This window comes from uncultured Dubosiella sp., assembly GCF_964018005.1.
GTDB lineage: Bacteria > Bacillota_I > Bacilli_A > Erysipelotrichales > Erysipelotrichaceae > Dubosiella > Dubosiella muris.
Genome location: NZ_CAXHOA010000014.1, coordinates 25,567 through 44,965 on the forward strand (window position 1 = coordinate 25,567; position 19,399 = coordinate 44,965).

Genomic DNA, 19,399 nt, shown 5'->3' on the forward strand with positions numbered 1-19,399 from the left:
GTTTGGTAAGCGATGACTTACTTGTAAGAGGTTTCTTTCGCATAAAAAAAGAGGAAACCGGTTGGTTTCTTCTTTTCTCGGATTGTTTATTTCGCCAGTTCCTGCGCCCGAACTTCGCGGATGACATTGACTTTGATCTGACCGGGGTATGTCAGCTCGCTTTCGATCTTCTCGCGGATCTCGCGGGCGATCTTCACGCAAGTCACGTCGTCGACGCGCTCCGGATTGACGAGGATGCGAATTTCGCGTCCCGCCTGGATCGCGTAGGCCTGTTGTACGCCATCGAAGCTTGTGGCAATCTTTTCCAGATTTTCAAGCCGGTTGATGTACGCCTGCGCGCTTTCCTTGCGCGCGCCTGGTCTGGCGGCCGAAATCGTATCCGCCGCGATCACAAGATGCGAAGTCAAATACTTCGGTTCCACATCGTAGTGGTGGGATTGAATAGCGTTGAGCACGATGTCCTTTTCCCCGTGCTTTTTACAGAACTTGTATCCCAGCTCCACATGGCTGCCTTCCTGCTGCTCGATATTGAGCGCCTTGCCGATATCGTGAAGCAGTCCGGCCCGTTTGGCGATTTGCTGGTTCAAGCCCAGTTCCACCGCCATGGCGCCGGCCAGAAACGCGACCTCGATACTATGCTGCAACGCGTTCTGCCCGTAGGAGTAGCGGTATTTCAACGTGCCGACCAGACGGATGATCTCGCGGTCGATGCGGCCGATTCCCAGTTTGAAAATGGCTTCCTCTCCCGCCTTCATGATCTCCTGATCGACTTCGTTTTGATACTTTTTCACGACTTCCTCAATGCGGCCCGGCTGAATGCGGCCATCCCGAATGAGATGCTCCAGCGCCAGACGCGCCACTTCGCGCCGAATCGGGTTGAAGCATGTGATCGTGATCAAATCCGGCGTGTCGTCGATGTTCAGCTCGACGCCGGTCGCCTGTTCGAAACAGCGAATGTTTCGCCCTTCGCGGCCAATGATCCGGCCTTTCATCTCCTCGCCCGGAATGGCGACAACCGATACGGTGCGTTCCTGCGTTTCCTGCTGCGCCATCCGCTCGATCGCCAGCGCGATAATGTTTTGTGCTTTCTCGGTTGCGGTCGCTTTCGCTTCTTCTTCTTTGTCTTTGATATAAGCGACCGTTTCATGTTCCATCTTTTTTTCTACTTTCGCAAACAGTTCCTTTTGCGCGTCCTGGCTCGACATCTTGGCGACGCCCTCCAGCACGACGATCTGCTGGTCGATCTGCTTTTGTAGCTTTTTCTCTTTTTCATCTAGGGATGAGAGCTTTTCGGTTACTTTTTGCAGCTTATCCGAAATCTGGCGCTCTTTTTGCGAGAGAGCCTCATCACGAAAATTCAAGTTGTCCTCTCGACGAAGCAGCTTGTTTTCAAACTGCATGGATTCTTGTTTTCTCTCTTTGATTTCCTTCTCCGCTTCAATACGCAGTTCATGGACCTGCGTCTTTCCATCGAGAACGGCCTGCTTTACCTTCGCGTCCGCTTCGATTTCCGCCTCTTTCAAGATTTGCTCTGCTTTTTGCTGATTTTTATTCAAACCTGCGCGGGAGTACCCGACCATAATCAGAACTCCCAAAACTATACCTGCGATCCCAGACAAAGAGACGATAACACCTGTGTTCATCATGACCCTCCTTTGTCTTTAAAATGAGTCCGTAAAGCACGTTTATTATACTCCAGAACCCGATGATTGTCTATATTGCGTAAACGTCGCCATTTTCTTTCAAAAAATACAAAAAAAAAAGGAATGTATCTTCTACATCCTTATTTTTCAACGACTTTTCTGCCGTTATATTCTCCACAAGAACACATTTTATGCGCCAGTTTGTATTCACCGCAGCTTGGACATTTCGTCAGTTCCGGTTTTACCAATTTGTAATGAGTTCTGCGCTTTGCTTTCCGTGTTTTTGAATTTCTTCTTTGTTGAACAGCCATGCCTGCACCTCCTAGTCATCATCCAATTTGAATTCACTCAGTTTTTCCCATCGCGGATCAATCTTTTCCTCGTGATCGTTCTGGTCCTGATCCGAAATCACCTGCCATCCGTTTCCTTTCGGATATTGATCTCTTGGAAGACGGGTGATGCTCATCGGCGCCTCGTACAGCACCGCCTGAAACACCTCGGGGTTGATGTCGATCGTGTCGTGCTTGACGACGATGACCTCTTCATCCCGCCTCTCCTCTTTGATCGGAACAAATGAGTACGTTTCATGCGACTCCGTGTCAAACTCCACTTCCAGATCCTCCAACGTAATGGAATCCAGAACGATCATCACGCCCTCCAATTCCAGATTGGAATAGACTAAAGTGGATCCGTCATATTGCAGATCGCCTGTAATATGCACCTTTGGAATGGACTTGACTTGAGTATGATGAAGCAAATCGTTTTCCTCGACCGCGATCCATTCATCGACGGCGATTTTCCCCAGCGGGGCGGATAAAAATTCTTTTTTCGTAAACTTCACGATTTTCACCTCATGCCGCATCTGATATTATAAAGAATCCCAAAATAAATGTCAACGTTTCTTCTCCGGTTTCTTCGGATGCGGTTTTCTTTTTCTATCATATCACAATCCTTGCCATCCATGATAAGATAACCCTATGAAAACTTGTGGAATTATTGTCGAATACAATCCCTTGCATGCAGGCCACCTGCACCACTTGCAGCAGGCCCGGCAAGTCAGCGGCTGCTCTGTGCTTGTCGTCGTGCTCTCCTCATATTTTACCCAGCGCGCACTGCCCTCGCTTATCGAGCCTTACCAAAAAGCCCGTCTGGCCATCGAGCATGGCGCCGACATCGTCGTCGAGCTGCCGGCCGTCTACGCGGCTCAAAGCGCCGACCGCTTCGCCCGCAACGCCATCGACACGCTGCGCAACCTGCACGTCGATGGGGTGTGCTTTGGCTCGGAAACCAACGACATCGACGAGCTGGAACGACAGCTGGCCGCCTTGAACGCGCTGGAAGCCAATCCCGGGACGAGCTGGCAAAAAAACATCGGCGCCCGCGTCGGGCCCAACGATATTCTTGGCATGCAGTATATTCGTTACGCGCGGCAAGCCGGCATCACGCCTTTGTGCATTCAGCGCGACGATCGGTTCAAAAGCGCCACCAAAACGCGCGACGACTTTTTTTCCGGTTCCCAAAACGAATGGATGAGCGAATGGTTTCTTCCCGAGCAGCGGTGGGAATCGTACTATCCTTATTTACGCACCTTTTTACAAATGAGCGCGCCCGCCGCGCTTTCGAAGCTATTTCTCGTCAACGAGGGAATCGAACACCGCCTCATTGAAAACGCGAAAAAGCACGCGGACTGGAACGGATTTTTAAACGCCTCCATTTCCAAGACGTACACCAAGGCGCGTATTCAGCGCACCTGCTTGTTTTTGATGCTGCAAATCACCAAAGAACAAATGCGCGAGCACGAACGTCTGGAAGGCTCGATCCTGCTAGCCTGCAACGAAACCGGCCGCAAGTATTTGAACACGATTAAAAAAGACTGCGTGCTGTACTCGAAATTCGCCCAGATGCCGCCCTTCCTGAAAGAAGTGCGCCTGAAAACCAAAGCGCTGTACGAAAGCGTCATGACCCATCCGGTCCGGGAGGAGTTGTATGTCCGCTAACGCTTTTTTGTGGCTCCTGCTCCTCTTTCTTTTGCTTGGCCTTCTCGTTGCCTTTCGCGTGTACCGCGCATATATCCCGCCCGTTCAGCCGGCGCGTTTGCATTATCCGTACGCGCTGCTGCTTGGCTGCCCGAGCCACGACGACGGCACGATGTCCACTTCCCAGCGTCTGCGGTGCGAAACCGCGCTCGAAGCCTGGCGACAGGGCCGGTTCGACACGCTGGTCATTAGCGGTTCGAACGTGAAAAACGAATTCGTCGAAGCGCGGGAAATGGCAAAATGGATCGAGGCGGCGGCCCCGGTTCCACTCATTCTCGAAACCAAAGCCCGTAACACGTATGAAAATTTAAAATACGCAAAGGAGCGTATAGGAGATGTCCCGCTTTTAATTATCACGTCCTCTCTCCACGCCCCGCGCGCCGACGCCATGGCTCGCGATTTTTTCACAGACCACAGCGTTTATACGTATCCGGATCACAAGCCGCGCCATATCCTTCGCGAAATCGCCTCCCGCTGGATCTTCATTTCCATCGAACGGCAAAAAAAAGCGACAAAAAAAGAAGTTTGAAACTTCTTTTTTATTGGATCGTCCGCACGATCTCATTGACGGAGCGGACTTTTTTTAAATTGGCGATAATGACTTGCAAGTGGTCTGCGTTGCGTACGCCCACCGTCAGCTTCGTAGTCGCCGTCAGCCGGTTGTCGTCCACCGACGAATCGACCTGCTTTAAATACGCGTTGGATTGCTGAAGCATGGTGACGATATCGCTCAGCAAATAGTTCCGGTCATCCGAATACACGACAAGCTTGACTTCGTAAATTTTCTCTTCCAGATTTTCATCCCACGCCACGGGAATGAGCCGTTTCGTCTCGTTGACGATGTTCGGACAGTCTTTGCGATGCACCTTGACTCCCTGCCCTTTGGATATATAGCCTAAAATCGTGTCTCCCGGAATCGGGGAGCAGCAGTTGGCCAAAGACACCGCGATCGTGTCGATTCCCGGCACCACGACGCCGCAGCCGCTTGACTTCGGCGTTTTTTGTGGCGATTTGTTGATGATCTTGACAATTTCCTCGGCGCTGAGCGCGGAGTTCCGGTTTTTCGCCAAACGATCCACCATCGCTTGCAGCGAAACGCGCCGGTTGGCGATGCCGACAAACAAATCGTCCACCGTCTTGAAAGACAGCGTCTGCAAAATCGACTCGATCCGTTTATGGGTGCGCAGCGAGTCGTCCAAATCGAGCCGTTTGAACTCCTCCGCCAAATCGTGCTCGCCCTTTTTGATTAGCTCCTTGCGGTTTTGATGCTCCTGTTTTTGCAAAAAGGCGCGGATCTTGTTGCGGGCGTGGCCCGACTTCACGATTTTGATCCAGTCCTTGCTCGGGCCGTTGGAATTGTTGCTCGTCAAAATGTCGACGACGTCCCCCGTCTTCAACTCGGTATTCAACGGAACGATCGCTCCGTTCACCGTGGCGCCCACCGTTTTATGTCCAACCTCGGTATGGATGCGGTACGCGAAGTCGATTGGTGTCGAGCCCGGCGGCAGCGCGATGATTTTGCCGCGCGGCGACATGCAGTACACGTTGGCCTCGAAAATATCTTTTTGCAGTACGTTCATGTACTCGAGCGGATCCTCGCTCTCCTCGTCGGTCATCATCGAGAAATCGCGGAACCACGACAGTTTGTCCTCGATCTCTTTTTGCTGGATTTCCATGGACGCGCCCGGTCTTTCCTTGTATTTCCAGTGAGCCGCCACGCCGCGCTCCGCCACCGCGTCCATTTGCTCGGTACGGATCTGGATCTCGAAAATATGGCCGTTTTCCGGATCTACGATTGTCGTGTGCAGCGACTGGTACATATTGGCTTTCGGCATCGCGATGTAATCTTTGAAACGGCCCGGAATCGGCCGGTACTTGGCATGGATATACCCGAGAATCTCATAGCAGTGCACTTCGGAGTCGGTGACGATTCGAATCGCGAGCAAGTCGAGAATTTCCTCGAACCGCTTGTTTTTCGTTTTCATCTTTTTATAGATGCTGTAAAAATGTTTGGAACGACCAAAGATCCGGTACGGGATCTTGTATGTCTTCATGATTTGCTCGATTTCGCCAATCATATTTTGCACCTGCTCGTTGCGGTCGCTTTCCCGCTGCCGCACAAGCTGCTTGATTTGCTCGTATTTTTCCGGGAACAAATACTTGAAGGACAAATCCTCCAGTTCGTTTTTGACCTGGGAAATACCGAGCCTGTGCGCGATCGGCGCGTACACCGCCAGTGTTTCCGAGGCGATTTTCTTTTGTTTTTCGGGCTTCATGTATTCCAGCGTGCGCATGTTGTGCAGCCGGTCCGCCAGCTTGATCAAGATGACACGCACGTCTTTGGCCAGCGCAATAAACAGCTTGCGGTGGTTGCTCGCCAAGTATTCCTTCTCGTCTTTGAACTTGATCGCCTTGATTTTCGTGACCGCGTCCACAAGCATGGCGATTTCCTCGCCAAACGATTCGACGATCGTGTCGTGATCCACGCCTTCACAGTCCTCGACTGTGTCGTGCAGCAACCCGGCCGCGATGGTTTTCGGTCCCGAGTGAAGAAGCGCCAGCGTGTTGGCGACTTGGATGACATGGACCTCGTAGGGCGCGCCGCTTTTCCGGAACTGCCCGGCATGATGCTCGTGCGCGAACGCGTACGCCCTTCGAATCAAATCGAGATTTTCCGGTCTTTTGATATATGTCTGCACGTTTTGCATGCATTCTTCAAATGTCACTTCGTTTTTTACACCCAACGCCAATCACCTTTCCTTTCATCGCCTCGTTTTGTTTTTTTTATTCTCCCTCGTAATGGGTTAGAGCGAGGACGGGAATGTCCTTGAATTTCTCTCTTCCTTTTAAATCATCCAGCTCGATCACAAACGCGATGCCCACCACTTTGGCTTTGCGCGATTCCACGAGCCGCACGATCGCGTCCACGGTTCCGCCGGTCGCCAGCAAATCGTCCACGATCAGCACCCGATCCCCTTCGTGGATCGCGTCCACATGCATTTGCAGCTCGTCCTCGCCGTATTCCAGCTCGTAGGTTACCGACATCGTCTCGCGCGGCAGCTTGCCTGGCTTGCGCACCGGCGCGAAACCGATATTGGCCTCGATTGCCGCCGGCGTTCCAAAAAAGAACCCGCGCGCTTCCGGCGCCACAATCAAGTTGGCGTCCACTTTTTTGGCGAACTCCACGATTTGCCCGGTCACATAACGCATCGCTTCCGGATGTGCCAAAATCGGCGTGATATCGCGGAACATGATTCCTTTTTTTGGAAAATCGGGAATGCTCTCGATGTAGTTTTTGATATTCATAGATTGTCCTCTTTCTAAACCCATGAAATTGGATTCAATGGTCTTCGTGTTTACATTTACTTATTTTATCGGGTAACGAAAACGAATACAAGAAATTCCGCCCTTTAGTCGTACACGATTTTGTCGATCATAAAGCTGGCTTGCTTGCGTCCCCGATACTCGCTGATTTGCAGCTCGCCCTCAAAGCACTGGATCCGGTTGACGCTTTTGGAAATCTCGCTTCTTGGCTGGTTGAAACGCATGCAGCACACCCCGCTTTGCAGCGTGTACCGCCGATGGCGCGCGTTTTGGAAATCGTACAGGTTTTTAATGGCCGGCTTGCTGATTTTAAACACCGGCATCTCAAAGCCCGGTCCAAACGGACGCAAGGCGTCCAGACTCTCGATGGCCTCGATTTGGATCTGGCTTTCGTCGATTTCGATTTCGTTTTTTTCCAGCGGCACGCTCCACTCGTACTGGGCGCCCCGCTGCCGGATAAAGCGCTCGAACGCCTCGTAGTCGTCTAAATCGACCGAAAATCCCGCCGCCTGCTTATGGCCGCCACACGCCGAAAACGAGGGAAACGGATTGAGAAACGCCATGCAGTCGAACCCTTCCGGCGCCCGCATGCTCATTTTAAACCCGTCGACGTTTTTCGCCGCCACGATCGTCGGCTTGCCGGTCTGGTTCATCAAGTTGCCGGCAACCAGCCCGATGATCCCTTCGTGAAATCCCGGGGACATGATCAGGTTGACCGGCTGTCCCGGATCGACCTGTCGCATCGCCTGTTCACTCATTTGCGCGGAAATCGTCTTGCGGCGCTCGTTGATTTGCTCGATTTGGGCGTTCAGCTTCATAATTTCCGCCGGATCCTCCGAAAGCAAATACCGGACGACGTTGTTGGCGTTCGCCATGTTCGACAGCCGGCCGATCGCGTTGATTTTCGGCACGACCTGGAACGCGAGCGTCGTTTCCGTCACGTGGCTGTCTTTAATAAAGCTGGAAATATGGATTTCCTTTTTCTCGTTGAGCCGGTCAAGGCCATGCTGAATGAGGCGACGCGTCTGTTTTGTCACCGGCATCACGTCGGCAATCGAAGCCACCGCCGCCATGATCAAATGATAGTCGGTAGCCTGTCCGAGCGCGCGGACGCACTCGTACGCCACCCCGGCTCCACACAGCGTGGAAAACTCGTCTTCCAGCCTGGCGGGATGAATGAGCACATCGCAGTCCGTTTCCTCCTCGATCGTATGGTGGTCGGTAACAATGGTCGTCATGCCCAGCGTTTTGGCCAGCTCCAGCGCCTCGGCGGCCTTGATGCCGTTGTCGACCGTCACAATGATCTGGTATCCTTTTTCATGCGCGAGCCCAACGGTACGCGGATGCAGTCCATAGCCTTCCTTGATGCGGTCCGGAATGTAAAATCCGACTTCCAGCCCGAACGCGCGCAACCCCGAAACCATGATCGAGGTCGCCATGATTCCGTCGCAGTCGTAGTCGCCCGCTACGAAAACCTTTTGACCTGCTTGCTTGGCCTCTTCCATCCACTCTTTAAAGCTTTCCATTTCCGGATCCTGGCTGACTGGATACAGCGGCGCGTGTTCGAGCCATTGCGCCTGCCGGGTTGGATCGGGTTCGAGCGTCTGCAAAATTTCCTGCGCCAAAGGTGTCAAATGTTTCATCGCGATTCAGGAGCGGATACTCGCGGCAGCGCCGCGCGAGGAACCTCCTGCTTCTCCTTTCGATCTTTTATCCTTTTCATCCTCTGTTTTCTCAAATTCAAATGTTGTTTTTCGGAAGTCCGTGTCCAGGCTCCCTGTTTGCATGCCCTTCATTATACGGCAATGCGGCTGAAAACGAAACAAAAAAAGCGCTCCGCAGCCGGCCATCCGCCACCGAACGCTTTTTCTCATTTGTTTCCTGTTGCTTTTTCCTCTCGCGGAATATGAAAGTGGTCGTACGCTTTTTGCGTCGCGATCCGTCCTTTCGGGGTCCGGTTGATGAATCCGATTTGAAGCAAATACGGCTCGTACATATCCTCGATCGTCATCGGCTCCTCCCCGATGCTCGAAGACAACGCCTCCAGTCCGACCGGACCGCCCCGGAACCGCTCGATAATGCCAAGCAGATATTTGTGATCGACCGCGTCCAAACCGAGATGGTCGACATGCAGCCGGTCCAGCGCGTCTCGCGCCACATCCAGCGAAATCACGCCCTCGTTGTATACCTGGGCGAAATCGCGCACGCGCCGAAACAACCGGTTCGCGATCCGCGGGGTCCCCCGCGAGCGAAGCGCCACCTCGTCCAGCGCCGCCTCCTCGATGGGCGTGGCCATGACCCGTGAGGTGCGGGCGACAATTTTTCGCAAGTCCGCCAGTTCGTAATATTGAAGCTGATCCACGATACCAAAGCGGTCGCGCAGCGGCGCGCTCAAATCTCCGGCCCGCGTCGTCGCTCCCACAAGGGTGAACGGCGGCAGCGAGAGCCGGATGTTGTGCACCGATCCCGTATCCTTGCCAACCACGATATCCAGACAATAGTCCTCCATCGCCGGATAGAGCACTTCCTCGACTTGTTTGGGCAGACGGTGGATCTCGTCGATAAACAGCACGTCCCCTGGCTCGAGCGTGGACAGGATCGCCGCCAGATCGCCGCTTTTTTCAATGGAAGGCCCGCTGGCCGTTTTCAGGTTTCCGCCCATCTCATGCGCCAAAATATACGCCAGCGTCGTCTTTCCAAGCCCGGGAGGCCCGTACAGCAACACGTGGTCGAGCGCCTCGTTGCGCGCTCTGGCCGCGTGGATAAACACCCTCAAGTTCGCCTTCAGCTCGCTTTGCCCAATGTATTCCTCCAGGCTCGCCGGCCGCAGCGACACCTCGATCTGGTCGCCCGCCTGCTCTCTGGCGTCCATCGTTCTTTCTTCCATTGATTACACCCCGTTTCGTTTGGCCAGCAGCATCAGCGCGTGGCGAAGCATTTCGTCCACGCTCTCATAGCCGGCGTCCTGCAGTTCCTTCTTGATGGACTGCAGCGTGTTCGCTTTGTATCCAAGCGCCTCGAGCGCCTCCTGCGTCTGCATCCAAACCGGATCGCCGATCTCGATTTCCTCGCGCTGGATCGAAACGAGCTTTCCTTGCAGATCCAGCACGATTTGGCTGGCGCTCTTGACGCCGATGCCCGGCAGGCTTTTAAGCAGTTTGACATCGCCTTCCTCGATGGCGCGCGCCATGTCGGCGCCCGGGCATTTTGTCAGCATCGCCAGCGCGGTTTTGGCGCCGATCCCTTTCACGTTGAGCAGCCGCGTAAAAATCTCGTAGTCCATTTCCGTATCGAATCCAAACAACGTCTGCGCGTCTTCCCGGATTTGATGATACGTGTAAAGAAACGTGACTTTTCCGATTCTATATTTATAAGGATCGCACACGAACACCTCGTATCCGACGCCGTTGACGTCCAAAACAACGGACGCCGGCCGGACGATGCGAACGATCCCTTCCACAAAAGCTATCATACATTCTCCTCTTTTTCCTAGTATACCAGACAATCTGCATCTTATAAATCCCATTCCCGTTTTTATTGGTCTTCGGATAAAAAAGAAGGACACAGACAATCGTCTGAATCCCGTCGATTTTCGATTCAATCGTTTAAGTCGATGTCCAGCAGCACCGGACAGTGGTCGCTGCCGCCAACGCCGTCCAAAATCTCGACTTCCTCCACCTTGCTTTCCAGCGAAGGCGAAACAAGCCAGTAGTCGATGCGCCAGCCCCAGCCCTTTTCCCTGGCCCGGTCAAAGTAGGACCACCACGAGTACTTGCGCTCTTTCGGGTGGACGAGCCGGTAGGCATCCGTCAGCTGGCTGAGCAAATGGCGCCGGAAGCCAAGCCGCTCCTCATTCGTGAATCCGGTCGAGCCCGCCAGCGTCAGCGGATCGTACACATCCAAATTCGTGTTCGCCACATTCAAGTCCCCGCAAAGCAGCACCGGCTTGTCCAGGGCGGCGACAAAAGCCCCAAACGCCTTATCCCACGCGATGCGGTAATCCAGACGCCGAAGCTCTTCGCCGGCGTTTGGCGTGTACACCGTCACGACGTAGTAGCTGTCGTATTCCAGTGTAATGACGCGGCCTTCCTGATCGTGTTCCTGGCAGCCGATCCCGTAACGAACCGACAACGGCTCGCGGTTGGTCATGATCAGCGTGCCGCTGTATCCTTTGCGGACCGCCGAATTCATATATACATACGGATACAAGCCGTCGACGTCGATTTGCTCCGGCTGCGCTTTCGTTTCCTGCAAGCAAACAAAATCGGCGCCGATCTCCTCGATGGCTTCGTTGAATCCCTTTTTCTGGATCGCGCGGATCCCGTTGACATTCCATGTTAATAATTTCATGCTTTCACCTGTTTCCCTTTAAGAGTAGAGGAAAACGGCCGGAAATTCAACATTTTCTCATCCAATCTTGCCCGGCCGGTGCGAAAGAGGCTTGAATCCGCGTCCCCGCACTTCCGAAACTTTGGAAACGACCACAAACGCTTCGGGATCCACTTCGTAAATCGCCTTTTGGACTTCGTACAGCTCTTTGCGAGCCACGATGGCGCAAATCGCTTTCGCCTCCTTTTTCGTGTAGCCGCCTTCGATCCAAAACAGCGTGGCACCCTTGTCGAGCGTATCGACAAACAGCTGGCGCATCATTTCATGCCGGGCGCTCATAATCATCAGCTGGAGCGCCGCCTTGCCAAACGTCATGATTTGATTCATCACAAAATACGTCACGAACACCAGCGTCAAGCCGCAAATGATTTGTTCCGGCGTCGAGTACGTGATTTGGTATACCAAAATAAACAAGTCCATGATGTTCATCGTGACCGAAACGCTCCAGCCAAACTTGCGCTCCAAAATGATTGGCGGGATGTCGAGTCCGCCCGTGCTGGCGCCGGACTGGATAACGAGCCCCAGACCGCATCCCATCAAACCGCCCGCCATGATAGCGGCAATCAGCGGATCGGAAACGAGTTCAATATCGGCTAGAAAAGCGGTCATGGATAAGAAAAGCGGGTAGACGATGGTGGAAACCAGCGTCGTGAGCGCGAACTTCTTTCCAAGAAAGAAAAAGCCGATCGCAAACATGCACAAGTTGATGCCCGTCACGATGGTCGAATACGGCAGACGCGCCCAATGCATAATGATCAAGGCAAGACCCGTCGAGCCGCCCGCGATAAAGCCCGATGGAACGACAAGCATGTTGACGGCCACAGCCAGCAAAAAATTTCCAAGTAAAATACGCGCGAAGAATTGAATGGTTTTCATAAGCTTCCCTCCTTGCACGTCTATTATAAAAAAAGCGGTTTGCAAAAAATGTAGCTTAAGCTACAATTCAAACGTTTTTTTCGATAATATAAAGATATGAAAACGATTCCGCTCAACGCCCGGTCCAAAGCGATTTTAACCCGGATCGGCACAAAAAAAACTTTTTCTCCCGCCCAGACGATTTATTGGCAGCAGGACTTTGGCAATACGTTTTTTTACATTCAAAAAGGCCGGGTCCGGGCTTTTCTTCTTCACGCAAGCGGCAAGGAGCTCACGTATGAAATCGTTGGCGAAGGCCGGCTTGTCGGCATGACCGATCCGCTGCTGGAATCCATTCGAACGACGTCCATCGAGGCCGTTACCCAGGTTGAGCTCATCGAGCTGAAAATCGACGACTTGCTTCGCTGTCCCCAGGAAAGCGGCGAGCTTGCCATCGAGATCATCCGCCTTTTGTCCTACTCCGTCGAGGCTCTGGCCCGCCACGTCCGCCGGCTTACCTTTTTAAACGCGCCTGAGCGAATCGCCGACTTTTTGCTGGAAATCAGCGAGGATCCGCATCCGTCCCTCGAAGTGGCAAACGACACCATTCCATATTCCCACCAGGAGATCGCGGAGTGCTGCGCGCTTCAGCGCGTGACGGTGACAAGGGCGCTCAAAGCGCTGGAAGCCCGGGGGCTGATCGAGCTGGGATACCGGCGCATCACGATCAAAGACCGGACAACCCTTGAAAAGTTCGCCCGGTCTTCGCTTTGATCAATTCGTTTTAATTAAAACGCGATGATACGGCAGCTCGCAGTCTTCCAGAATCGTCAGCGCGTCTTCGTCGATGAGCGTCTGGATCCGGTCCGCGAGCAAATAATCGCTCAGCTTTTGCTGGTAAATCCCTAAAATTTCCCCGATGCCCTGGCTTTCGTATTTCGGTGTCTCGAACCGGTTCAAAATCACGATGTCGTAAATGTCCTCCCGAACCGACATGAGCTGCCCGTTCACGACCGCCCGCAGCGAACTGTTTTCGTTTTTCAGCGATTCCCAAATCATCGAGTAGTAATTCACGTCGAAATAAGGAATCTCGATTTTGAGCGAAAGCACATAGTCGAGATATTCGTACAAAATGTTTTCAAGCGACGGAAACAACGTCGTGTAGTCCGGATTGTGGACGATTTGCGGCAGCTCCACGTACTGCAAGCTGATATCGTATGGATCCAGCAGGGAGCAGACGAAGATGAAGCCGGATACGTCGCCTGGCGAGTTTTCCGAATAAACGCAAATCTCCTCGCCGTTTTTCGCCGCCTCGATCAACCGATCGACATTTTTCACATACGAGTAAATCGACTCCCACAAATGGTCCGGATTTTTGATCTGCCCGTTTTGCGTGTACATTTTGTAAATGAGGTCCAGGCGGTACTGCGAATCGTATGGAAGCCGGATATCGCCTTGGTCGAGCATGAACGCCAGCGCGACGATTTCGTCCTCCGCCGCGATCTTGCCGGCCTCCTGATGCAGTTTCATGATACCGGCGCCGGCTTCCGAGAAAAATACATGGATCATACAGTTTCCCTTCTTAATTTTCTACAAATTCAAATTCAAATCCATCCAGACGGACCGTGTCGCCGTCCTGCACACCCGCGTCGCGCAGCATTTTATCCACGCCCATATAACGCATGCGGTTGGCAAACAAATAATAATCTTCCTCCGTGTTGAGCTTTTTGATATCGAACGCCTTCTCGATTTTCGGACCCCGGATTTCCCAGACATGCGGCGCAAGCTCGGTGATTTCCACGTCTTTTTTCTTTTCCTCGAACTTGTACACCACACCGGTTTCCTTGCCGTCCTCGGCTTCCAGCGGGAACGCCGGCGTCGTCGCGAGCAAGTCGGCCGCTTTGCGCAAAACCGGATCCAGTCCTTCGTGGATGATCGTCGTCGTTTCGTAAACCGGAACATCCGGATACGCCGCCTTGAAACGAGCCAGATTTTCCTGGGCGTTTTCCAAATCCATTTTGTTGGCGACAACGATTTGCGGCCGCTCCATAAGCCGGAGATGATAGTTTTTCAGCTCCTCGTTGATGACACGGTAGTCCTCCACCGGATCGCGGCCTTCCTCGCCGCCCATGTCAAGCACGTGAATGATGACCCGGCACCGTTCGATGTGCTTCAAAAACTGGTGGCCAAGTCCCTTGCCCTGGCTCGCTCCTTCGATAAGCCCCGGCAAATCGGCCAAAATAAAGCTGCGTCCGTCTTGGGTCTGGACCACGCCGACGTTTGGCGTGATTGTCGTGAACGGATAGTCGCCGATTTCCGGCTTGGCGCGGGTGACCGCTTCCAGAAACGTCGACTTCCCAACGCTTGGAAACCCAACGAGTCCGACGTCCGCCAGCACTTTCAGTTCCACGATGGCTTCGTACTCCTCGCCTTCACGGCCGCTTTCCGCGTACTTTGGCGCCGTGTTGCGCGCCGATTTGAAATGGCAGTTGCCACGGCCGCCGCGGCCGCCTTTCGCCACGACCTGCTGCTGAAACGGCTCCGTCAAGTCCGCGACGATCGCGCCGTTGTCCAGCCGTTTCACAAGCGTTCCCAGCGGCACTTTGACGACGCGGCTTTCGCCGTTGGCTCCGTGCATGCGCTTGTTTTTTCCCTTTTCGCCGTTTTGGGCAATCAGTTTGCGGTGATAACGCAAATCGAGCAGCGTCGTCATGCCCGGGTCCGCTTCGAAGATGACGTCGCCGCCGCGGCCGCCGTCCCCGCCAAACGGTCCTCCGTACGCTACATACTTTTCATGACGGAAGCTGACGATTCCGTCGCCTCCGTTTCCTGCTTTGATAAATACTTTTACTTGATCTACAAACATTGGAATGCCTCCATTGGTTTTATTATACGTTTTTCAAAAAAGAAAAACGACCCCCTTGACTTTTTTGGCCGCGGAAGTGATTTTTAAAAGAAAAAAAGAGAGACCTCGCGGCCTCTGCATGTTTACGCTTCTGGGTAAACAGAAACTTGTTTTTTCTTCTTTCCCAACCGTTCGTATTTTACGACACCGTTTACCGTTGCGAACAATGTGTCGTCGCCCCCACGGCCTACGTTTTTACCCGGATGGATCTTCGTTCCGCGCTGACGATAAATGATGCTTCCGGCATGGCATTTTTGACCATCGGCCAGTTTGGCACCAAGACGTTTCGAATGGGAATCACGACCGTTCTTTGTCGAACCTACTCCCTTTTTAGAAGCGAAAAACTGAATATCTAATGTAAAACGCATGATCACACCTCTTTCCTAGTGAATTTGAGTTTATCGGAATACGATTCCTCTATCGTTTTGAGCTGAAGGACCACGGCCCGAAGCACAAGCTGAAGCGAATCGCTGGATCGCTTGACATAAATCCCGATGCGGTCATCGTCGACGGTGAAATCACAGAATTCGGGAAACAACGTGTCCAGCGCGTTCATCGCGCCAAACACAATGCTTGAGATTCCGGCGCATACGACGTCCTGTCCGTATTCGCCCGCCATCGCGTGACCTTTTATATCAATGTTTTGTATATCTTTATGATGGGTAGATATACGAATCTTTACCATGACCTACGCCTCGATGGACTCGATCTTGATTTGCGTATAAGGCTGACGATGTCCTTGTTTGCGGCGTGTCGAGGATTTTTTCGGCTTGTATTTCACGATCGTGATCTTCTTGCCTTTTCCTTGTTTTTCAACGACACCAGTCACTTTTGCTCCTTCGATGAAAGGATGACCGATTTTTCCATCCGCGAACAGAACTTTATCGAATTCAACAGTATCTCCTTCGCTGGCATTGATTTTTTCAACAAAGATCACACTGTCTTTTTCCACTTTGATCTGCTTTCCGCCTGTTTCAATAATTGCGTACATTCCATGCACCTCCTGTCATTTCTAATTGTGAGACTCGCCATCAAGGTGCGATTTCTCGGCTTGAACCTTTTCTGGGCGGTTGCAATACCTTCAACAGTCTGCAACGAAAGTATTATACAAAACCAAGGCGGCGGATGCAACTGGAAATTTGGAAAATTTCCTAGCTTTCCGGCGATAAAACGACCAGGGTGATCCGGTTGGCGAGAATCGAATCCTCTTTTTCCTTCTTTCCCTCCAGCACCAGCAACGCCCCCGGCTTGAGTTCGTCTTTGACGCGCTCAAACAGCTTGGGCATGACGACGGCCTCGCTGGTCCGCGACTCGTCCTCGATGTTGACAAACGCCATCATGTCCCCGCGCTTGGTTTTGTGCGGCTTCACCCGCACGACACGGACAAGCGCTTTGACATAGCCGAGCTGATGCTCCATTTGCGCCAGCGTAGGCACGTTTTGATAGCGGCGGTTGCGCAGCGTTCGAATCGGATGCTCGCTTAAATAAAAGCCATACACGTCCCGCTCCCGTTGCGCTTTTTCAAACGGCCGTTCCTCGTAGCGCGTCAAATTCGGCTTGGAGGCGATCGAGAAGTCGAAGCGAATCTCGTCGGCGTCCTCCACCTTGACGATCCGGGCGTAGTTCCAAATCTGGGCGAGGTTTTCCCGCAACGTGACGCGGTTGATTCCAAACTCGTCAAACGCGCCCCCGTCAATGAGGATCCGGATCGCGCCTTCCCCGACCTTGACGGCGTTTAGCCGGGTCATGCATTCGAACACGTCCGCGAACTCCCTTTTTTTGCGTTCCTCGATGATTTTCGGATACACGCTTTTGCCAATGCCCTTGAGCACTTGCAGCGGCATGCGAAGCGCGTTACCCTCGATCACATACCCTTCTTCGGAGCGCAGCACGCTGGCGGGCAGGATCGGCACGTTCCGCTTCGTGCACTCGTAAATGTACTCGGCGCTTTTTTCCGACGCCCCGATCACGCTGTTGAGCAGGCTTTGATAAAAATACAATGGATAATTCGCCTTTAAATACGCCATGATGTACGCCACGATAGAATACGCGTACGAGTGCGACTTGTTGAAGCCGTACTTGGCGAACTGTTCCATCGTCTCGAAAATGCCTTCCGCCACCGGCTTCTCAATGCCCTGGGCCATCGCCCCGTTCAAAAACGTCGTCCGGTACGACTCCATGACGTCCTTTTTCTTTTTCGACATCGCCTTGCGCAAACTGTCGGCCTGAGCGAGCGTCATTTTCCCAACGACCTGGGCGATTTGCATGATTTGCTCCTGATAAATCATGACGCCATACGTTTCCTTTAAAATCGGCTCCAGCAGCGGATGGGCGTAGCGGATCGTTTCCGGATGTTCCCGCTGCTTCAAATACAACGGAATGTTTTCCATTGGGCCCGGTCTGTACAACGCCAGTGTGACCGAGATGTCCGCGAACGTGCGCGGCTTCACCTTTTTTAGCAGCGCCTTGATTCCGTCCCCCTCGAACTGGAACACACCCACCGTATCGGCCTGGGCCAGCAGCTCGTACGTTTTCGCGTCGTCTTGCGGAAGCTTGAAAATTTCGAGCCAGCCTTTCCCGGCTTTCTCGATCGCGCGCAAGATCCGGTCAATCGTCGTCAGGTTGCGCAATGCGAGCACATCCATCTTGATCAGCCCGAGCGGTTCCAGGTTTTCCATCGTGTACTGGACCGCGTGTAATCCGCCCTCGATTTCAAAAAGCGGACACACATCCAAAATCTTTTTGCGGCTCAGCACGATGCCGGCCGCGTGCACCGAGGTGTGGCGCGGCAGCCCTTCCAGCCTGCGTGCCTGCGCGAACAAGCGTTTCCATTTCGAATGCGATTCCACCATCTTCCGAAACGCCGGCACGCCTTCATAGGCGCCTTGCAGCGTCATCGGAACGCCCTGGATGGAAGGAATGAGCGACGTGATTTGGTCCAGTTCCCGGCTTGGATAGCCAAACGTCTTTCCCACATCGCGCAGCACCTGTTTCGCTTTTAAATTCGAAAACGTGATGATTTGCGAAACGTGGTCGATCCCGTATTTTTCAACCAGGTAGGCGATGACCTCCTCGCGGCGGTCGTCTGGAAAATCCGTGTCGATATCCGGCATTGAAATTCGTTCGGGATTGAGGAAGCGTTCAAACAGCAAGTGGTTTTGTATCGGGTCGATGTGCGTAATGCCTAAACAATACGCCACCAGCGAGCCGGCGGCGCTGCCACGCCCCGGACCAACTAAAATTTTCCGGCTGCGGGCAAACCGGATCATGTCGTACACAATTAAAAAATAATCCGTGAACTCCATGGAGGTGATGACGGACAGCTCGTATTCCAGACGTTGCACATAAACCGGATCCATGCGCCCGTTCAGGCGCTTGGCCAGTCCGGCTTTGCACAGCTTGATCAAATACGAACGCGAGTCGATTCCCAGCTTGTTTTCGAATACCGGCAGCTGGCTTTGCGCGAATGGCTCCGTCAAATGACAGCGCGCCGCGATTTGCTCCGTCATTTCCAAATCGGCCTGCTCATACAGCCGCTCCATTTCCGCGTCCGTTCGAAAATAGCGCCCGTACGACACGAGCAGCGCCGGGTCCTCAATCGTCGTCTGCTTTTCAATAGCGCGCAGCACCTTGAGATCCTCCACTTCGTTTTCTTCCAAATAGAGCACCCTGGACAACGCCACGGTCGGTAAGCCGCAGCGCCTGGCCGTGTCGCGCAGCGTTCCATTCAAGTTGGCACGGTAGCGGGAATCGTTCATCGCGATTGCGATGGTCAAATCCTCGAACGCGTCTTGAATCCGTCGCAGCCAGGCGACAAGTTGTTTTTCGTCGTTTTGCTCCAGCGCGGCTTCCAGCGCGTCGTTGTCGCCATACGTGATCAACGCGCACCCCGCCTGCAGCGCGGCCAGCTCGTCCAAGGTCGGCTCTTTCCTTGAAGCCAGCGCGGAGATTTGATACAGGCTGGCGAGTCCTTCGTTGTTTTTGGCAAGAATGACAAATCCAATCTTTTCCGTTTCGCCAACCGACGCTTCCACTTCCAGGCCAACGATCGGAGCGATGTCATACTGCTTGCAGGCGCGCAAAAACGCCGGCACGCCAAACAACACGTTCCGGTCGGTGAGCGCCACGTATTTTTTTTGTTCCATTTTAGCCTTTTTTACGAGCTGCTCGATTCGAATCGGCGATTGCAGCAGCGAGAAGGCGCTTTGTGTGTGTAAATGAATCATACTTTCATTTTAGCATAATTT

Annotated in this window: 19 protein-coding genes and 1 other annotated feature; of the genes, 3 read left to right on the forward strand and 16 right to left on the reverse strand. The window is 53.1% G+C overall.

Translation table 11 applies throughout. The annotated features are described in order from the left end of the window. Positions 1 to 86: 86 nt before the first annotated feature. The 3 genes from rny to ABNS49_RS10170 all read right to left on the reverse strand — a co-directional run bounded on the left by rny (position 87) and on the right by ABNS49_RS10170 (position 2,505). Positions 87 to 1,643: a ribonuclease Y gene (gene rny / locus ABNS49_RS10160; protein ID WP_135980402.1), complete on the reverse strand. Its 1,557-nt coding sequence runs from the start codon at positions 1,641 to 1,643 to the stop codon at positions 87 to 89. A 140-nt stretch (positions 1,644 to 1,783) separates the two neighbouring features. Next, a complete protein-coding gene (gene rpmF, locus ABNS49_RS10165; protein WP_135980357.1) occupies positions 1,784 to 1,954 on the reverse strand; it encodes a 50S ribosomal protein L32 in 171 nt (56 codons plus the stop codon). An 11-nt stretch (positions 1,955 to 1,965) separates the two neighbouring features. Further along, the gene (locus ABNS49_RS10170; RefSeq protein WP_135980356.1) at positions 1,966 to 2,505 is read right to left on the reverse strand and encodes a DUF177 domain-containing protein; all 540 of its coding nucleotides are present in this window, start codon (positions 2,503 to 2,505) and stop codon (positions 1,966 to 1,968) included. Between the two features lie 115 nt (positions 2,506 to 2,620). On the opposite strand from ABNS49_RS10170, the gene ABNS49_RS10175 reads away from it, so the two are divergent. Together ABNS49_RS10175 and ABNS49_RS10180 are read left to right on the forward strand one after the other, a co-directional pair. After that, on the forward strand, positions 2,621 to 3,640 hold the full coding sequence (locus ABNS49_RS10175; RefSeq protein ID WP_135980355.1) for a nucleotidyltransferase family protein: 1,020 nt from the start codon (positions 2,621 to 2,623) through the stop codon (positions 3,638 to 3,640). Then, positions 3,630 to 4,208 carry a YdcF family protein gene (locus ABNS49_RS10180; protein ID WP_135980354.1) on the forward strand — a complete coding sequence of 193 codons (579 nt, stop codon included), beginning with the start codon at positions 3,630 to 3,632 and terminating at the stop codon, positions 4,206 to 4,208. The genes ABNS49_RS10175 and ABNS49_RS10180 overlap by 11 nt, the downstream gene beginning before the upstream one ends. A 10-nt stretch (positions 4,209 to 4,218) precedes the next feature. On the opposite strand, the gene ABNS49_RS10185 is transcribed toward ABNS49_RS10180, so the two are convergent. From ABNS49_RS10185 to ABNS49_RS10215, 7 genes are all read right to left on the reverse strand, one after another. Next, positions 4,219 to 6,423 (reverse strand): bifunctional (p)ppGpp synthetase/guanosine-3',5'-bis(diphosphate) 3'-pyrophosphohydrolase, encoded by a 2,205-nt coding sequence (locus ABNS49_RS10185; protein WP_277820813.1) that lies wholly within the window; start codon positions 6,421 to 6,423, stop codon positions 4,219 to 4,221. 40 nt (positions 6,424 to 6,463) lie between these two features. Further along, entirely contained in the window at positions 6,464 to 6,985 is a 522-nt protein-coding gene (locus ABNS49_RS10190; protein ID WP_135980353.1) for an adenine phosphoribosyltransferase, read from the reverse strand. A gap of 104 nt (positions 6,986 to 7,089) precedes the next feature. Beyond that, positions 7,090 to 8,646, reverse strand: a complete 1,557-nt coding sequence (locus ABNS49_RS10195; RefSeq protein WP_135980352.1) for a DHH family phosphoesterase — start codon at positions 8,644 to 8,646, stop codon at positions 7,090 to 7,092. A gap of 227 nt (positions 8,647 to 8,873) precedes the next feature. Continuing rightward, positions 8,874 to 9,890 carry a Holliday junction branch migration DNA helicase RuvB gene (ruvB, locus tag ABNS49_RS10200; RefSeq protein ID WP_277820812.1) on the reverse strand — a complete coding sequence of 339 codons (1,017 nt, stop codon included), beginning with the start codon at positions 9,888 to 9,890 and terminating at the stop codon, positions 8,874 to 8,876. 3 nt (positions 9,891 to 9,893) lie between these two features. Beyond that, on the reverse strand, positions 9,894 to 10,475 hold the full coding sequence (gene ruvA, locus ABNS49_RS10205) for a Holliday junction branch migration protein RuvA (RefSeq protein ID WP_135980351.1): 582 nt from the start codon (positions 10,473 to 10,475) through the stop codon (positions 9,894 to 9,896). A gap of 125 nt (positions 10,476 to 10,600) precedes the next feature. Continuing rightward, positions 10,601 to 11,353 (reverse strand): exodeoxyribonuclease III, encoded by a 753-nt coding sequence (locus tag ABNS49_RS10210; protein WP_135980350.1) that lies wholly within the window; start codon positions 11,351 to 11,353, stop codon positions 10,601 to 10,603. A gap of 57 nt (positions 11,354 to 11,410) precedes the next feature. Next, positions 11,411 to 12,268: a YitT family protein gene (locus ABNS49_RS10215; protein WP_135980349.1), complete on the reverse strand. Its 858-nt coding sequence runs from the start codon at positions 12,266 to 12,268 to the stop codon at positions 11,411 to 11,413. Between the two features lie 96 nt (positions 12,269 to 12,364). On the opposite strand from ABNS49_RS10215, the gene ABNS49_RS10220 reads away from it, so the two are divergent. Then, complete coding sequence (locus ABNS49_RS10220) at positions 12,365 to 13,021, forward strand: Crp/Fnr family transcriptional regulator (protein ID WP_135980348.1); 657 nt, start codon at positions 12,365 to 12,367, stop codon at positions 13,019 to 13,021. On the opposite strand, the gene ABNS49_RS10225 is transcribed toward ABNS49_RS10220, so the two are convergent. The 6 genes from ABNS49_RS10225 to ABNS49_RS10250 form a co-directional block, all read right to left on the reverse strand. Further along, positions 13,022 to 13,816 carry a DUF3658 domain-containing protein gene (locus ABNS49_RS10225; protein WP_288342583.1) on the reverse strand — a complete coding sequence of 265 codons (795 nt, stop codon included), beginning with the start codon at positions 13,814 to 13,816 and terminating at the stop codon, positions 13,022 to 13,024. A 13-nt stretch (positions 13,817 to 13,829) separates the two neighbouring features. After that, positions 13,830 to 15,113, reverse strand: coding sequence for a GTPase ObgE (gene obgE, locus ABNS49_RS10230; protein ID WP_135980346.1), 1,284 nt, complete (start codon positions 15,111 to 15,113; stop codon positions 13,830 to 13,832). 122 nt (positions 15,114 to 15,235) lie between these two features. Further along, the gene (rpmA, locus tag ABNS49_RS10235; RefSeq protein ID WP_135980345.1) at positions 15,236 to 15,520 is read right to left on the reverse strand and encodes a 50S ribosomal protein L27; all 285 of its coding nucleotides are present in this window, start codon (positions 15,518 to 15,520) and stop codon (positions 15,236 to 15,238) included. Between the two features lie 2 nt (positions 15,521 to 15,522). Further along, positions 15,523 to 15,837 carry a ribosomal-processing cysteine protease Prp gene (locus tag ABNS49_RS10240; protein ID WP_135980344.1) on the reverse strand — a complete coding sequence of 105 codons (315 nt, stop codon included), beginning with the start codon at positions 15,835 to 15,837 and terminating at the stop codon, positions 15,523 to 15,525. A 3-nt stretch (positions 15,838 to 15,840) separates the two neighbouring features. Next, positions 15,841 to 16,143 (reverse strand): 50S ribosomal protein L21, encoded by a 303-nt coding sequence (gene rplU / locus ABNS49_RS10245; RefSeq protein ID WP_135980343.1) that lies wholly within the window; start codon positions 16,141 to 16,143, stop codon positions 15,841 to 15,843. 20 nt (positions 16,144 to 16,163) lie between these two features. Beyond that, positions 16,164 to 16,234: a sequence feature (ribosomal protein L21 leader region), on the reverse strand. A 69-nt stretch (positions 16,235 to 16,303) separates the two neighbouring features. Next, the gene (locus ABNS49_RS10250; protein ID WP_135980342.1) at positions 16,304 to 19,378 is read right to left on the reverse strand and encodes a DNA polymerase III subunit alpha; all 3,075 of its coding nucleotides are present in this window, start codon (positions 19,376 to 19,378) and stop codon (positions 16,304 to 16,306) included. Positions 19,379 to 19,399 lie beyond the last annotated feature (21 nt).

Excerpts from the sequence above, each read along its gene's own strand:
- ABNS49_RS10175 (WP_135980355.1), top strand. The coding sequence starts at position 2,621 with ATGAAAACTTGTGGAATTATTGTCGAATACAATCCCTTGCATGCAGGC.
- ABNS49_RS10195 (WP_135980352.1), bottom strand. The coding sequence starts at position 8,646 with ATGAAACATTTGACACCTTTGGCGCAGGAAATTTTGCAGACGCTCGAA.
- rpmF (WP_135980357.1), bottom strand. The coding sequence starts at position 1,954 with ATGGCTGTTCAACAAAGAAGAAATTCAAAAACACGGAAAGCAAAGCGC.
- obgE (WP_135980346.1), bottom strand. The coding sequence starts at position 15,113 with ATGTTTGTAGATCAAGTAAAAGTATTTATCAAAGCAGGAAACGGAGGC.
- ABNS49_RS10190 (WP_135980353.1), bottom strand. The coding sequence starts at position 6,985 with ATGAATATCAAAAACTACATCGAGAGCATTCCCGATTTTCCAAAAAAA.
- ABNS49_RS10220 (WP_135980348.1), top strand. The coding sequence starts at position 12,365 with ATGAAAACGATTCCGCTCAACGCCCGGTCCAAAGCGATTTTAACCCGG.
- rny (WP_135980402.1), bottom strand. The coding sequence starts at position 1,643 with ATGAACACAGGTGTTATCGTCTCTTTGTCTGGGATCGCAGGTATAGTT.
- rplU (WP_135980343.1), bottom strand. The coding sequence starts at position 16,143 with ATGTACGCAATTATTGAAACAGGCGGAAAGCAGATCAAAGTGGAAAAA.
- ABNS49_RS10210 (WP_135980350.1), bottom strand. The coding sequence starts at position 11,353 with ATGAAATTATTAACATGGAATGTCAACGGGATCCGCGCGATCCAGAAA.
- rpmA (WP_135980345.1), bottom strand. The coding sequence starts at position 15,520 with ATGCGTTTTACATTAGATATTCAGTTTTTCGCTTCTAAAAAGGGAGTA.
- ABNS49_RS10180 (WP_135980354.1), top strand. The coding sequence starts at position 3,630 with ATGTCCGCTAACGCTTTTTTGTGGCTCCTGCTCCTCTTTCTTTTGCTT.
- ruvA (WP_135980351.1), bottom strand. The coding sequence starts at position 10,475 with ATGATAGCTTTTGTGGAAGGGATCGTTCGCATCGTCCGGCCGGCGTCC.
- ABNS49_RS10215 (WP_135980349.1), bottom strand. The coding sequence starts at position 12,268 with ATGAAAACCATTCAATTCTTCGCGCGTATTTTACTTGGAAATTTTTTG.
- ruvB (WP_277820812.1), bottom strand. The coding sequence starts at position 9,890 with ATGGAAGAAAGAACGATGGACGCCAGAGAGCAGGCGGGCGACCAGATC.
- ABNS49_RS10250 (WP_135980342.1), bottom strand. The coding sequence starts at position 19,378 with ATGATTCATTTACACACACAAAGCGCCTTCTCGCTGCTGCAATCGCCG.
- ABNS49_RS10170 (WP_135980356.1), bottom strand. The coding sequence starts at position 2,505 with ATGCGGCATGAGGTGAAAATCGTGAAGTTTACGAAAAAAGAATTTTTA.
- ABNS49_RS10240 (WP_135980344.1), bottom strand. The coding sequence starts at position 15,837 with ATGGTAAAGATTCGTATATCTACCCATCATAAAGATATACAAAACATT.
- ABNS49_RS10225 (WP_288342583.1), bottom strand. The coding sequence starts at position 13,816 with ATGATCCATGTATTTTTCTCGGAAGCCGGCGCCGGTATCATGAAACTG.